The sequence below is a fragment of the Dyella sp. RRB7 genome (genome assembly GCF_022761115.1).
Lineage (GTDB): Bacteria > Pseudomonadota > Gammaproteobacteria > Xanthomonadales > Rhodanobacteraceae > Dyella.
This window is the reverse complement of sequence record NZ_JAKWJS010000010.1, coordinates 1-14,362: the sequence shown is the minus strand read 5'-3', so window position 1 is coordinate 14,362 and position 14,362 is coordinate 1. Positions and strand designations below refer to the sequence as shown.

Here is a 14,362-nt window from a genome sequence, read left to right as displayed (position 1 = left end):
GGCCCTGGCGTTGACGGCGTGCCTAGAAATCCAGCTCCTGCGCCGCGCACAGGTAATCGATCATCGGCGCCACGCGCTTGTACGTGTCCGTGAGCCAGGGCAGCAGCTCGGTAGAGCAGGCCAGCTTCTCGTCGAAGCCTTCGCCACAGGCGAAATCCTTGCGCTTGATGTCGTCGATCAGTTCATGCGTGGGATCGAACCCGCGCGGCGGGCGGCTCAGCGTCTCGCCCCAGAACGTGAAGTGCTCGCGGAACGCCTTGCTGCGCGTGGCGCGCTTCCATGCCTCGGGATTGTCCGCCAGAAAATCGCGGATGTGCTTGAGCGCATCTTTCTCCGGATGCCACATGCCGCCGCCGGCAAAGCAATCGCCCGGCTGGATATGCACATAGAACGAAGGCGCCGGAATCTCATGCCGGCGCTCGTGAAAGAACCGCGCGCCCTGCCACGGCTTGTATGGCTGCTTGTCGTTGGAGAAGCGCGTGTCGCGGTAGATGCGGAACAGCGAGCCGCCGTTCTTGCGCGGATCGGCCCGGTAGTGCGGGCTGATCTTGGCCAGCGGCGCCTGCAGGTCGGTGATCAGCGCCAGGAACGGTTCGCGTACATGGCGCTCGTAATCGTCCTTGTGCGACTGGAACCATTCGCGGCTGTTGTTGCGGGCCAGCGAGCGCAGGAAGCGGAAGGTGGCGGGTGTGAAGTAGGCGGTCGGCATGTCGGCGTCAGGCGGATAGAGGAGTGAACTCGGCAGCCAGTTGTTCGCCCCAGAGCTGCAGCTGGTCGAGGATGGCAAGTTTGCCGTGCTGGGCCGGGTCGCTGCGCAACTCGGCGATGCGCTGGAAGTATTCGTCCAGGGTCAGGTTGGTCAGCGGCGTGTGCTTGAACAGGCGCTCGCGGCAGAACGCGTGCCAGCGCGCCTGTTCCTCGGCATCGAGTGTCTCGGGCCAGTTGCGCGCGCGGTAGCGGAACAGCAGTTCCGGATAGCGCGGATCGCGGAACGGGAACGCGTGCTGTCCCAGCTGGTCGGGCGGCGTGGCCCGCACCTGGGCCAGCAGGCGCTTGTCAGCATCGGGCAGGAAGCCGCCGTAGAGCGCCAGTTCCGGGTCCTTCGCGGGCGGCAGTTCGGCGGCGCGCTGGAACACCCGGCGCAGCTTTTCGGTGAGGCCTTCGGCGCTGGCCAGCATGTCGCGATGTGCCTGCACGCGCTCCAGGTCGATCTGCAGGCGCGCCAGGTCCACGCCCTTGAGCACGGAAAGCGGTGCCAGGGCAGGCGCACGGTTGGCGCGCACGGTGCGCAGGGGAATGCGCGAGACGCCTTCGGGCAGGTCCGCGCGCGCGGTGAATATGCGGTCCGCGATGGCTTCCTCGTCCAGCGCCAGCCATTCGGAGGGATCGCTGGCCAGGTCATAGACGATGATCTCGGCCGGCCGGCTCGGATGCGCCGCCAGCGGCGCGACCACGGCCAGGCAGTGCCGGCTGGACGGATAACGCGATGACACGTGCACCACTGGCGTCATGGCGGCCACATCGAGCAGTTCGAACACGCGCTGCTTGCGGCGCAGGCCCAGGTACCAGTCCCACAGTCGCGGCTGCCGCACGCGCAGGAGCCGCGCCAGGTCGATCAGCGCATGGACGTCCGAGAGGGCGTCATGGGCGCGTTCCTGCTGCAGGTGGTTGGCCTTGGCTAGGTGTTCGAGCTTGAAGCTGGGCGTGCCGTCCTCGCGCAGCGGCCATTCGATGCCTTCGGGGCGCAGGGCCTGGCACATGCGCACGAGGTCGATGAGGTCCCAGCGCGAGTTGCCGTTCTCCCACTCGCGCCCATAAGGCTCGTAGAAATTGCGGTAGAACAGCTGGCGGCTCACCTCGTCATCGAAGCGCAGCGAGTTGTAGCCCACGCCGCAGGTACCGGGCTGGGCCAGTTGCTCGTGCACGCGCGCGGCGAAGTCCGCCTCGATCACGCCCTCGCGCTCGGCCTGCTGTGGCGTGATGCCGGTGATCAGGCAGGCCTCGGGGTGCGGCGGCATCTCATGCGGCGGCTTGCCGAAAAACATGATCGGCTCGCCGACGATCTCCAGTTCCAGATTGGTGCGGATGCCTGCGAACTGCACCGGCCGGTCGCGCCACGGATCGGCACCGAAGGTCTCGTAGTCGTGCCAGAAGAAGGTCTGCATTCCCGGATCATCGCATGCCATCGCGCATGCTTCACCCGCCCGGACACGATCCGGCCCGTAAGCGCGCAAGCTGCTGCTAGACTTCGCGTCCAGGAGGGCGCATGAGCCAAGTGAACGACGACAACCTGATCTGGATCGATCTGGAGATGACCGGGCTCGATACGGACAACGATTCCATCCTCGAGATCGCCACCATCGTCACTGACAAGGACCTTCGCATACTGGCCGAAGGCCCGGTGTTCGCCATCCGGCACCCGTTGGAGCGGCTGGAAAGCATGGATGCCTGGAACCGCAACCAGCATCGCCGGTCGGGCCTGTGGGACCAGGTGGTCGCCTCGGCCGATGACCATGCCGCCGCCGAGCGGGCCACGCTGGATTTCCTCAAGGCCTGGGTGCCGCAGGGCAAGTCGCCCATGTGCGGCAACTCGATCTGCCAGGACCGGCGCTTCCTGCATCGGGAAATGCCGCGCCTGGAGCGCTACTTCCACTATCGCAACCTCGACGTGTCCACGCTCAAGGAGCTGGCGCGGCGCTGGGCGCCGGCGATCGGCAAGGGCTTCGCCAAGGAGTCGGCGCATACGGCGCTCTCCGATATCCGCGATTCCATCGACGAGCTGCGTTATTACCGCCAGTTCATGGGGCCGCTGGGCGGCGAATCCTGACGCTAAGCCCCCCGGGAGACCGCATGTCCCTTGATGATCTGTTCGCTCCCGTGCTCGATTGCGCCGGCCGGCCGCTGCGGCTGGACCGGCCCCGCGTCGTGGGCATTCTCAACGTCACGCCCGACTCGTTCTCCGACGGCGGCAGCCACGTCGGCGTGGAAGACGCCGTGGCGCATGGCCTGCGCCTGGTGGAAGAGGGCGCCGACATGCTCGATATCGGCGGCGAATCCACCCGCCCCGGCGCCGACGATGTCCCGGTGGAGGAAGAACTGCGCCGCGTGCTGCCGGTGATCGAGCAACTGGCGGCGCGCACGACGGTGCCGCTGGCCATCGATACCTCCAAGCCCGAAGTGATGCGCGCGGCGGTGGCCGCCGGTGCGGGCATGATCAATGACGTCTACGCCTTGCGTCGCGACGGTGCGATGGAGGCCGTGGCGGAACTCGGCGTGCCGGTGTGCCTGATGCATATGCAGGGCGAGCCGCGCAGCATGCAGGCCGAACCGCATTACGACGATGTCGTGGGCGAGGTGCACCGCTTTCTTACCGATCGCCTGTTCGCCTGTGAGCTGGCTGGCATCGACCGCCGCAAGGTGATGGTTGATCCGGGCTTCGGCTTCGGCAAGACGCTGGAACACAATCTTGCGCTGCTGCGCGCGCTGGAGCGCTTCGCCAAGCTCGGCAGCGGCGTCTATGTGGGCTTGTCGCGCAAATCGATGATCGGGGCGATGACCGGCCGGCAGTTGCCGGCCGAGCGTGCCACCGGCTCGGTCGCCGCCGCGCTGATCGCGGTGCAGCGTGGCGCGCGCATGGTGCGCGTGCACGATGTCGCCGCCACCGTCGATGCGCTGGCCGTATGGCATGCGGTGCAGGCCGGCGATACGCCGGTGCGGCGCGACAGCAAGCCCACCGCGCCGCGCTGGCCGGATGACGAGTGAATAGTTAGTGATGGACGTTGCGCGGCCCATGGGCCCGCGCAACCTTGGAGTTAAGCGATGACACAACGCAAGTATTTTGGAACCGATGGCATTCGCGGCTTGGTGGGTCAGTGGCCGATCAGCGCCGACTTCATGCTGCGCCTGGGGCGCGCCGTAGGCGTGGTGCTGGCGCGCGACGGCAAGTCGCGGCCCCGGGTGCTGATCGGCAAGGACACCCGCGTGTCCGGCTACATGTTCGAATCGGCGCTGGAAGCGGGCCTGGTGGCCGCCGGTGCCGACGTGGCGCTGCTCGGCCCCATGCCCACGCCGGCCGTGGCCTTTCTGACGCGTTCGCTGCGCGCCGATGCCGGCATCGTCATCAGCGCCTCGCACAATCCGCATCACGACAACGGCATCAAGTTCTTCTCCGCCAACGGCGAGAAGCTGTCCGACGAGGTGGAGCTAGCCATCGAGCATGAACTCGAACTCGAGTTCACCACCGTGCCGTCGGAGCAGCTGGGCAAGGCCATTCGCGTCAGCGATGCGGTGGCGCGCTACGCCGAGTTCTGCAAGGCCACCGTGGCCGAGGATTTCAGCCTGCGCGGCATGAAGATCGTGCTCGATTGCGCCAACGGCGCCACTTACCAGGTCGCGCCCAAGGTGTTTTCCGAGCTGGGCGCCGAGGTCATCGCCATCGGCGACAAGCCCGACGGCTTCAATATCAATCGCGACGTAGGCTCCACCCATCCGCAGGCCCTGCAGCGCGCGGTGGTGGAGCAGGGTGCGGATATCGGCATTGCGTTCGACGGTGACGGCGATCGCGTGCAGCTGGTCGATCGCCACGGCAAGCTATGCGATGGCGATGACATTCTCTATGTGCTGGCCAACGCCTGGCATGCGCAGGGGCTGTTGCTGGGGCCGGTGGTCGGCACCTTGATGAGCAACTACGGCTTGCAACTGGCCCTGGCGACGCTGGACGTAAAGCTGATTCGCGCCAACGTGGGCGACCGTTACGTGCTGCAGCAGATGAAAGAGCACGGCGGCAATCTCGGTGGCGAGACCTCGGGCCATATCCTGTGCCTCGACCGGGCTACCACCGGCGACGGCATCGTCTCGGCGCTCGCGGTGCTGGAGGCGCTGGTCTATGCCGGCCAGGATCTGGCCCAGGCGCGCCAGGGGCTGCACAAGATGCCGCAAGTGATGATCAATGTGCGTGCCGAGGGCGCGCGCGAGGCGCTGCACAGCGAGGCCGTGAAAGCGGCGCTGGTGGAAACCGAGCAGGCGCTGGCCGGCCGCGGCCGGGTGGTGCTGCGCGCCTCGGGCACCGAGCCGCTGGTGCGCGTGACGGTGGAAGCCGCCGACGAGGCCGAAGTGCGGCAGTTGGCGGGAAAGCTGGCCGATGTCGTAAAATCGGCCGCAGAACGTTCGTGAGCCTGTAAGCAGGTCGCCAAGGATTGGCCCGACGTGCCCCGCCCCTGCGGTGGCGGATTCAAGTGGACCGCACGCACAACCTGTGGACAAGCCATGAAGAAAGTTCCGACCCTCGACATCCGTCGTTATGACACCGACCGTGCCGCTTTCGTCGCCGAGCTGGGTGCCGCTTATCGCGAATACGGCTTCTGCTGCATCAGCGGGCACGGCATTCCGCGCGAGCTGATCGACGGCGCCTACGACACGTTCCAGCGCTTCTTCGCGCTGCCCACCGACACCAAGATGAAGTACCACGTCGTCGGCAGCGGCGGTGCCCGCGGCTATACGCCGTTCAAGGTGGAAACCGCCAAGGACAGCAAGTACGCCGACCTCAAGGAGTTCTGGCACATCGGCCGCGAGATTCCGCGCGACTCGAAGTTTGCCGACGTGATGCCGCCCAATATCTGGCCGGCGGAAGTGCAGGATTTCCAGCAGTATGGCTACGGCCTGTTCGAGGCACTGGACCAGCTCGGCACACGTGTGCTGCGTGCCCTGGCCCTGCATATCGACCTGCCGGAGCATTACTTCGACGACAAGATCGACCAGGGCAACTCCATCCTGCGCCCGATCCATTACCCGCCGATCACCGAAGACAACATCCCCAATGTGCGCGCCGGCGCGCATGAGGACATCAACTTCATCACACTGCTGGTCGGTGCCAGCGCCGAAGGCCTGGAAGTGTTGACGCGCGAGGGCGAGTGGCTGCCCATCACCACCGAAGGCGACGCCATCGTGGTGAACATCGGCGACATGCTGCAGCGCCTGACCAACCACGTGTATCCGTCCACCTCGCATCGCGTGGTGAACCCGCAGAACGACAACGCCCGCAAGCCGCGCTACTCGGTGCCGTACTTCCTGCATCCGAACCCGGACGTGGTGCTCGACCCGTTGCCGCAGACCGTCACGGCCGACAACCCGAGCCGCTACGACACCAGCATCACCTCGCACGAGTACCTGCTGCAGCGCCTACGCGAAATCAAGCTGATCTAAAGCCTTCAGCACCCTCTCCCCTTGGGGGGAGAGGGTTGGGAGGCGCCCGCGAAACCCTTGCTGGATACCAGCGGCTTTCGCCCGTTAACTCAGCTCCCCCAGATCCCGATAGCGCTTCGACTCGCGCGCCGACAGCCACAGCGTCAGCCGGTCCGGCAGCAGCTTCATCAGCGCCTTGATAAAGCGGTTCACCCCGCCGGTGACATGCACCACGTCACCGCGCTCGACCGCATCGTGCCCCTCGCGGACCACGGCCTCGGCGGTCTGCCACATAAAGCCCGGCAACTTGTTCATCAGTGCACGCGTGCCGGTGACGTCGTGGAATTCCGACCAGGTGAAGCCCGGACAAAGCGCGCACACGTGAATGCCGAGGTGGCGGTTCTCCAGCGCCAGCGATTGCGAGAACTTGATCAGGTAGGCTTTGCTGGCCGCATACAGCGTATGCCCCGCCGAGCTCGGCACGTGGCCGGCGAGCGAGGCGACATTGATGATGCGGCCATAGCCGCGCCGGCGCATGCCGGGCAGCAGTCGCCAGGCCAGCTCGGTCGGCGCCGTCATCAGTACGCGGATAAAGGCCTCATGCACCGGCCACTCATTGGCGTCGAAGGTGCCAGCGACGCCATAGCCGGCGTTGTTGATCAACCAGTCCACCTCAAGGCCACGTTCGGCGAGGCTGTCGCAAAGACGGTGCACGGCATCGGGGGCTGCCAGGTCTGCCGGCCATACCGTCACCGTCGCGCCGTGTGCTGCACGCAGCTCGTCGGCCAGGGCTTCCAGCCGCTCCACGCGGCGCGCGGTAAGCACGAGATCATGTCCGCGTGCGGCGAGGTCGCGTGCAAAAGCGGCCCCGATGCCGGCAGAGGCGCCAGTGACCAGGGTGAGCGGACGGGCAGGGGTCATAAAGTGGTCTCTTTGTGGTTTTGCAGATTTTTGCCGTGGCAACAGTGGCTTGTCGGTCATGCATTGCCAGTGGCATGGTCGTTCGCTAAGCTTTTGCGTTTATTTGCAATGGAATAGGGACATGCGAAAGAAACTCGTCGCAGGCAACTGGAAGATGCACGGCAGCCGCAGTATGGCGTCGGCGCTGGTCGGCGACATCATTGCCGCCTTGCCTTCCTCCATGGATGTGGCGGTGTTTCCCCCGTTCCCCTATCTGGGCGAACTGGCCAGCCAGCACGTGGGCTCGGGCCTGGGCTTTGGCGCGCAGGACGTCAGCGAGCATGACGGGCAGGGTGCCTATACCGGCGAAGTATCCGCGGCCATGCTGGCCGACGTCGGCGCGCAGTGGACGCTGGTGGGACATTCCGAGCGTCGCCAGTACCACGGTGAAAGCGACGCGCTGGTGGCCCGCAAGTTCGCCGCCGCGCGCGCCGGCGGCCTCACTCCCATCCTCTGCGTGGGCGAGACGCTGGCCGAGCGCGAAGCGGGCCAGACCGAGGCCGTGATCGCACGCCAGCTGCAGGCAGTTATCGCGTTGAATGGCATCGGCAGCTTCGACACCGCCGTGATTGCCTATGAGCCGGTCTGGGCCATCGGCACCGGCTGCACCGCCACGCCGGAACAGGCGCAACAGGTTCATGCGTTCATCCGTAGCCAACTGGAAAAAGAAGATGCTATGATTGCCCGTCTGACCCGGCTGCTTTATGGCGGCAGCGTCAAGGCGACGAATGCAGCGGACCTGTTCGCGCAATCGGACGTTGACGGAGGACTGATCGGGGGCGCCTCGCTGGTGGCAGCCGACTTCCTGGGAATCTGCGCTGCGGCGCATTAAGCGCAACGGACTCTTTAGAGAACCATGTTCGTCATCTTCAGCGTCTTTTACATCCTGATCGCCGCGGCGATGATCGTGCTGATCCTCATGCAGCGCGGTGCCGGCGCGGACGCGGGTTCCGGTTTCGGCGGCGGTGCTTCCGCCACCGTTTTCGGGGCGCGCGGCTCGGCCAGCTTCCTGACCCGTTCCACGGCAGTGCTCGCCGCGTTGTTCTTCATCCTCAGCCTCGGCATGGGCATGTACCTGAGCCACCATGGTGCGGAGCAGGGCAGTGATGGCAACGGCCTTGGCGTGATGGCGGGTCTTGCCAACAAGCCGGCGGCCACGCAGAATGCGCAGCCCGCCGCGCCGGCCAACCCGGAAATCCCGCAGGCCACCAAGCCGACGGCCAGCCAGGGCGACGTCCCGGCAGCCACCGCCCCGGCCAAGCCTGCAGGCGATGTCCCGGCCGCGACGGAACCGGCAAAGAAAAACTAAGTAAGACACCTGCCCAGGTGGCGGAATTGGTAGACGCACTACCTTGAGGTGGTAGCGCCGTAAGGCGTGGGGGTTCGAGTCCCCCCTTGGGCACCAATAGAAGTTTCAGGGAGTCTCAATGAGTCCCACGGAACGCACTAAACCCCGCATTTTGCGGGGTTTTTTGTGTCTGCTGTTCTCAGGATGTCTCAGTAGATCCCAGAATGTTGTGTATGCTCTTGTGCATGAATATGGATTTCATACACAAGATGGTCCCCGCTGATGCCTAAGCGCGCAAAGCCTCTAACGGAGTTGGAAGTCCGCAATGCTAGAGCGAGGCAGAAGGCCTACACGCTCCCAGACGGCAAAGGGCTCTACCTGCAAGTGAGCAAGGCTGGATTGAAGACGTGGGTGGTCCGCTATCGGCTCCCGGGTAGCAGAACAGCCACACCAGCCAGTATCGGTTACTACTCGGCGATGTCACTCGCAGAAGCGCGGATCAGCGCCATCCAGATTCAGAGAGACGCAAAAGAGGGTATAGCAACACCTGGAGTGCGCAAGGCACGACATATTGCCGCTTCGCTCGACGCTGAGCGGATTGACGAAAAGGAGCGGGCTGACGCCGAGACTGAGAATGCCACCCTGAGGGCTGTGGCGCGGAGATGGTTGGTCGCTGGCCAGCCACAGTGGGCGGATCAAACGTACCGCAAAGCTAAGCTTGTCGTGGAATCCTATTTCATCCCGAGGCTCGGTAATGTGGATATGCGTACTTTGGCGACCCGTGACGTTCGGCCGCTTCTCTTGGAGATGGCCATGCGTACTCCCCAGCTTGCTCGCAAAGCAAAGCAGTTCATCGGGCGTATCGTGGGTCAGGCGATTGATGAGGGGCTGCGTGGAGAGGAAAGTCTTCTGAGGTTGGAGCGCTTGCTGCCAACTCGTCAAGCTGGTCACATGCCGGCAGTGACGGACAGCGAAAGCAGGCTGGGTGATGTAATGAGGGCCATTGACGCTTACGAGAACCGTGTAGTTCGTGCGGCACTCCTACTGACTGCATGGACGGCGATGCGTCCAGGTGTTGTTGCTAGTGCCCGTTGGTCAGAGATCAATTTGGAAAGCAGGGAATGGAATGTTCCGGGCAAAGAGCCTGATGGTCGGAATCGTATGAAAACGGGAAAGGACTTCAGCACATCGCTACCCATGCAGGCTGAAGAGGTTCTGGCGGAGATGTTGCAGAGAACCCAGGGGATGGAATATGCCTTTCCCCTGCAGGCTAGGCAGCAATCTAATCACTTGTCGAGAGATTCATTGAGCAAGGCTCTTCGCGAAATGGGGTTTCGTGGCGAGCAGACGCCTCACGGATTTCGAGCCACCTTGCGAACCATTGCACGTGAGCGATTAGGCATCGAAATTGATGTCCTGGAGGCGCAGCTTGCGCACGCTCCAAAAGACGAGACTGAGGCAGCCTACGCGCGTATGAAGTTTCGCAATAAACGCCGCGAAATCGTGCAGGATTGGGCGGACTATCTGGAAGAGCTGAAGATCGGTAGCAACGAGCAAAGGCTTCAGCTGAAGGTTGGCTAGAGAGACCTTCTATCAGGATCTCAGTACCGACGCTTCGAGGGCGTCGTGGAGTTTGGGCGGAACCTTCGCATTTTCCGCAAAAGCAACTGTATACCTCCTTTAGGCAATACCTAAAGGGGCAAGTGATGTGCCCAGACTCGAATTTTTCTTCCTACAGTAGTTTGTCGAAGAGTGCTGTGGCACAGTGAGGGGTTAGCCGAAAGCATGCACTGGGAGAACAAAAAAATGCATGGTAACGCCGCGTCGCACGTCGCAGTCATTGTCCAGCAGGGACGTGTACTCGATTTCATCGACGGCTCTACTCAGCGGCTTGAGACGCCAGAAGAGTATGTAAGGCAAGAGATCTCGAAGTCGCTCGTTAGGGAGTATGGCTATCCACGCACGGACATCTCTGTCGAATTTACCCTTCGCCTAGGGAGTCGTAAGCCTCGGGCAGACCTGGTTGTCTTTCACCCATCATCCGGCCGCGAGCAGGCGAATGCCTACATTGTGGTTGAGTGCAAGGAGCAAAAGGTCAAGGCTGCTGACCGTAAGGAAGGTGTTGGGCAACTCCAGAGCTATATGGCGGCGTGCCCAAATGTTGAGTTCGGAATGTGGACCAATGGCCTGGAGCGGCACTGCTTCCGAAAAGTTGTTCGTAGCGGAAGAGTAACCTTCGAGGAGGTGCCCGACCTACCGACCTTCGGACAGTCGCCTGATGACTCTGACCGGCCAAAATTCGATCAGCTCAAGCCAGCGTCCTCAGACGCTCTTCTGTTCGCCTTTCGTCGGTGTCATAACTACATCGCCGGAAACCAGGGCCTGCAGAAGCCGCAAGCGTTCTGGGAGTTGCTTAAGCTTATCTTCTGCAAGATTCACGACGAACGTGACAGCACTGAAGTCGAATTTTTCGCGGGCGCGTCCGAACGGACCAACATAAATGGGCAGCTAAAGGTCAAGAAACGACTCGACAAGCTTTTTGAGGTCGTTAAAGCTGAATATCCTGCAATTTTTCAAGGCAACGACGTCATTGCTTTGAATCCACCTGTACTTGCGTACATCGTCACGCAACTACAGATGTATTCGCTCCTTGAGAGCGATGTGGACGTTAAGGGGCATGCGTACGAAGAGATCGTAGGGTCAAATCTCCGCGGTGATCGGGGAGAGTTCTTCACGCCGCGCAACGTCTGCAACATGGCTGTTGCGATGCTCGACCCGGAAGAGCACCAGCTGGTCTTGGATCCAGCATGCGGTACGGGCGGTTTTCTCATTGCCGCAATGAACCATGTGATCGAAAAGATCAGGGCGTCTGAGCTCGAAAAGTGGAAGGGAAACCACAACAGGGCGGAGCCAAAGGTTGCTCCACGTATCGCGAAGTATGCGGGTGCATCTATCGTTGGTATTGACTTCAATCCTGAACTCGTCAAAGCCACCAAGATGAATATGGTCATGAACAATGACGGTGCCGGGGGACTTTATCAGGCCAACTCTCTGGCAAGTCCCGCCATATGGCCTGATGCATTGCGCGATCGAGAGCTCCTGGGAAAGGTCGATTTGATCTTCACGAACCCTCCCTTCGGCTCCAAGATTCCGGTGGATGATCCCGCAATCTTGGAGAAGTACGACCTTGGATACATTTGGACTTACGACTCAAGTGAAGACCGATGGGAGAAGACTCAGGGTGTGCAGAAATCTCAGCCGCCGGAAATCCTCTTCATTGAACGGTGCGTGCGCTTCCTGAAGCAAGGGACCGGTCGCGTAGCAATGGTCCTTCCCGACGGCATTTTGGGGTCTCCAGGGCTCGGGTACGTCCGAGCATGGATTCTGGAGAACACGCGAGTTTTGGCCTCTATTGATCTCCATCCTGATACGTTTCAACCCAACGTCAGCGTACAAACGAGCCTCCTCGTGCTAGAGAGGAAAACTGATGCAGAGATCGCTCTGGAGCGTGCGGCGCGTACGCAAGCCAACTACCCAGTGTTCATGGCCGTGGCAAATCACATCGGTCACGATAAGCGGGGCAATAGGACGTACGTGAGAGACAAGAAGGGCAACGAGATCGTTGAGGAGATCGAAGAGCAGCTGAAAGAGTACGAGAACGGCCGAATCGTCTACCGTACTCAAAAGACGCTTCAGAAGGTCATTGACGACAATACCCTGGACATCGCGAAGGCATTTAGGGAATGGCTATCCGAGCACGCTTGAGCGCACCGCGCCCGGAGCGACAAAAGCAGACATGGCATGAGCCGAGCTGGTTGACGTTGCCTGCGTCCGTTCTATTTGGACGTGAGAGACGGATGGAGGCTGCAACTTATCTTTCGGGCGGATACGGTATTCATCTGGCATTAGAGGCGCAGGTTGGCTCACGAGCTCGCCTAGACGATCTTGCGCGCATTTGGCAGCCGTCTCGCCTTAAGGGCATACAGGTTTCACGGGAATATGGTCGGCCATTCCTCGCTGCCACACAGGTGTTCGATTCACGTCCTACCCCGCGAAAATATCTGGCGCTTGATAAGACTCGGGATGCAGAGCAACTCTTCGTAAATGCTGGTCAGCTGCTAGTAACCCGCTCCGGGACCGTCGGGCGCTGCATACTCGCATATGCTCCTCACGAGGGCGCAGTCATTTCTGATGACCTTTTGCGTGTGGATCCGTTGGAGAAGAAGTATGCGGGGTGGGTATATGGTTATCTGCGGAGTGATCAAGCCCTCGCGATGATGACTTCTGCGCAATACGGCCACGTCATTAAACACCTGGAGCCAGCTCATCTCGGTTCATTGCCGGTGCCGCTGCCAGACCCGGCAATTCTGTCCGAGTTTGACGAGCTGCGGAATAGGATCATCCAAGCCAGGAACAAGGCTTGGGAGTCTCAGCGGGAGGCCGAGGACCTGCTTTCTAACGCCGTAGGAAAGGTGCGCGCTACCGCCGATGCGGAACTCGGATTCAGTGTTGCTGCATCTGAGCTCTTTAAGAGACGCAGGCGATTGGAAGCGAGCTTTCATACGCCGGCTGCCACTTCCATTCTCGGTCAGTTCACCAAGCGAAAGCTGAAGTCCCAGCCATTGTCAGAGGTATCCGAAGCAGTGTGGTGGCTAACTCGCTTCAAGCGAGTGTTTGGCGACGGCGGCGAGCCGTACCTGAGTGCGGATGAGCTGTTCTCAATTAACACCATGGGTCTCAAGCGAGTCTTGGTAGAGCAGGCGGATAATCCAGACGACTATCGCGTGAAGGCTGGTTGGATTGTGATGGCGTGCTCAGGGCAAACCTACGGTTTGAATGGCAGTGTTGCGCTCATGACGGAAGAGCATGAACAAGCCTTCTTCTCTCACGACCTAGTTCGCATCATCCCCGACAAGCGAGTGATTGATCCTGGGTATCTGTTCACCGTCCTTGGTCATCCCGATCTCGGCCGACCGCTGGTGATCCGCAATGCTTATGGAACATCTATCCCCCATCTAGATCCTTCGGATGTTGCTGACATTCCGATAGTTCGTCTGGAGAGAGAGTTGGAGGTTGAGATCGGCCGAAAGATGATCAACTCGGTGAAAAAAAGAGCCGAGGCAAGCGATCTTGAGCGGCAGCTAGCCAGTAGAGCCACGCATGAGATCAATTCGTTCCTTGCGGGAGCTCGCAGCGACTGAAGGGAGTCGTTCCCATCTTGGTGTGCAATGGCGAGAAAACCCGCCGCTTCGGAGTTGTTAGCTCATCCGGCTCTGCCACGAGGCGGACTTTTCTCTCAGTGAAGAGAAGGTTCGCCTCGCCTGGCAAATGAGTGCTCCCATTCGTAATGGCTGTGGCCGAGGCATGAGGCGCTTGGTCGCCTTGTTGCCCGAATGACGTCCTCCCGCTAAACAGGTTCGCCCAGAACAAGAAAATTCGGCGACACTTCGGCCCCAAGGAGGCCCGTCGCCATGAAGAAGTCAAAGTTCACCGAAGAGCAGATCGCGTTCGCACTGAAACAGGCGGAGATGGGCACACCCGTCGAGGACGTGCGACGTCCCCCCGCTTTTGAGTAGTGCAGCGATTTGGAGTCCAATCCCACAACTGACGGAGATTGGACGTGAAGAAGCGCTTTTCCGAAGAACAGATCATTGGCTTCCTGCGCGAGGCAGAGGCCGGCGTGGCGGTGAAGGACCTCTGCCGCAAGCACGGTTTCAGTGAAGCCTCGTACTACCTGTGGCGGAGCAAGTTCGGTGGGATGACGGTGCCCGAAGCCAAGCGGCTGAAGGAGCTGGAGACCGAGAACGCCCGGCTGAAGAAGCTGCTGGCCGAGTCGATGCTGGAGATCGAGGTGACCCGTGAGGCACTTCGAAAAAATGTATGGTCCGCCCCCGGTCTGCAAGGACCGCGGCTGTTGACGAAGAGCAGTTTGCA

The 14,362-nt window shown here is 61.5% G+C and carries 13 protein-coding genes and 1 tRNA gene; 11 read left to right on the top strand and 3 right to left on the bottom strand.

From position 1 onward, the window contains the following. Positions 1-22: 22 nt before the first annotated feature. Complete coding sequence (locus MJ606_RS17565; protein ID WP_243050855.1) at positions 23-709, bottom strand: DUF2461 domain-containing protein; 687 nt, start codon at positions 707-709, stop codon at positions 23-25. Positions 710-716: 7 nt separating this feature from the next. Continuing rightward, complete coding sequence (gene sbcB, locus MJ606_RS17560) at positions 717-2,165, bottom strand: exodeoxyribonuclease I (protein WP_243050854.1); 1,449 nt, start codon at positions 2,163-2,165, stop codon at positions 717-719. 101 nt (positions 2,166-2,266) lie between these two features. On the opposite strand from sbcB, the gene orn reads away from it, so the two are divergent. From orn to MJ606_RS17540, 4 genes are all read left to right on the top strand, one after another. Next, on the top strand, positions 2,267-2,827 hold the full coding sequence (gene orn, locus MJ606_RS17555; protein WP_243050853.1) for an oligoribonuclease: 561 nt from the start codon (positions 2,267-2,269) through the stop codon (positions 2,825-2,827). 23 nt (positions 2,828-2,850) lie between these two features. After that, entirely contained in the window at positions 2,851-3,762 is a 912-nt protein-coding gene (gene folP / locus MJ606_RS17550; protein ID WP_243050852.1) for a dihydropteroate synthase, read from the top strand. Between the two features lie 57 nt (positions 3,763-3,819). After that, positions 3,820-5,172, top strand: coding sequence for a phosphoglucosamine mutase (glmM, locus tag MJ606_RS17545; RefSeq protein WP_243050851.1), 1,353 nt, complete (start codon positions 3,820-3,822; stop codon positions 5,170-5,172). A 93-nt stretch (positions 5,173-5,265) separates the two neighbouring features. Then, on the top strand, positions 5,266-6,201 hold the full coding sequence (locus tag MJ606_RS17540; protein WP_243050850.1) for a 2-oxoglutarate and iron-dependent oxygenase domain-containing protein: 936 nt from the start codon (positions 5,266-5,268) through the stop codon (positions 6,199-6,201). Between the two features lie 84 nt (positions 6,202-6,285). Here the strand turns inward: MJ606_RS17540 and MJ606_RS17535 are convergent, their stop codons facing one another. Continuing rightward, entirely contained in the window at positions 6,286-7,101 is an 816-nt protein-coding gene (locus MJ606_RS17535; RefSeq protein WP_243050849.1) for an SDR family oxidoreductase, read from the bottom strand. Positions 7,102-7,222: 121 nt separating this feature from the next. Here MJ606_RS17535 and tpiA point away from each other — a divergent pair, with 121 nt between their 5' ends. The 7 genes from tpiA to MJ606_RS17500 all read left to right on the top strand — a co-directional run. After that, entirely contained in the window at positions 7,223-7,972 is a 750-nt protein-coding gene (gene tpiA / locus MJ606_RS17530; RefSeq protein ID WP_243050848.1) for a triose-phosphate isomerase, read from the top strand. Positions 7,973-7,996: 24 nt separating this feature from the next. After that, a complete protein-coding gene (gene secG / locus MJ606_RS17525) occupies positions 7,997-8,449 on the top strand; it encodes a preprotein translocase subunit SecG (protein ID WP_243050847.1) in 453 nt (150 codons plus the stop codon). Positions 8,450-8,460: 11 nt separating this feature from the next. Continuing rightward, positions 8,461-8,545: transfer RNA gene (locus MJ606_RS17520), tRNA-Leu, on the top strand. A 165-nt stretch (positions 8,546-8,710) separates the two neighbouring features. Beyond that, positions 8,711-10,009: an integrase arm-type DNA-binding domain-containing protein gene (locus MJ606_RS17515; RefSeq protein ID WP_243050846.1), complete on the top strand. Its 1,299-nt coding sequence runs from the start codon at positions 8,711-8,713 to the stop codon at positions 10,007-10,009. 225 nt (positions 10,010-10,234) lie between these two features. Continuing rightward, positions 10,235-12,193 carry an N-6 DNA methylase gene (locus MJ606_RS17510; protein ID WP_243050845.1) on the top strand — a complete coding sequence of 653 codons (1,959 nt, stop codon included), beginning with the start codon at positions 10,235-10,237 and terminating at the stop codon, positions 12,191-12,193. Between the two features lie 92 nt (positions 12,194-12,285). Next, positions 12,286-13,629: a hypothetical protein gene (locus tag MJ606_RS17505; RefSeq protein ID WP_243050844.1), complete on the top strand. Its 1,344-nt coding sequence runs from the start codon at positions 12,286-12,288 to the stop codon at positions 13,627-13,629. Positions 13,630-14,048: 419 nt separating this feature from the next. Further along, the coding region (locus tag MJ606_RS17500) for a transposase (RefSeq protein ID WP_243050843.1) at positions 14,049-14,362 on the top strand (314 nt) is incomplete at its 3' end.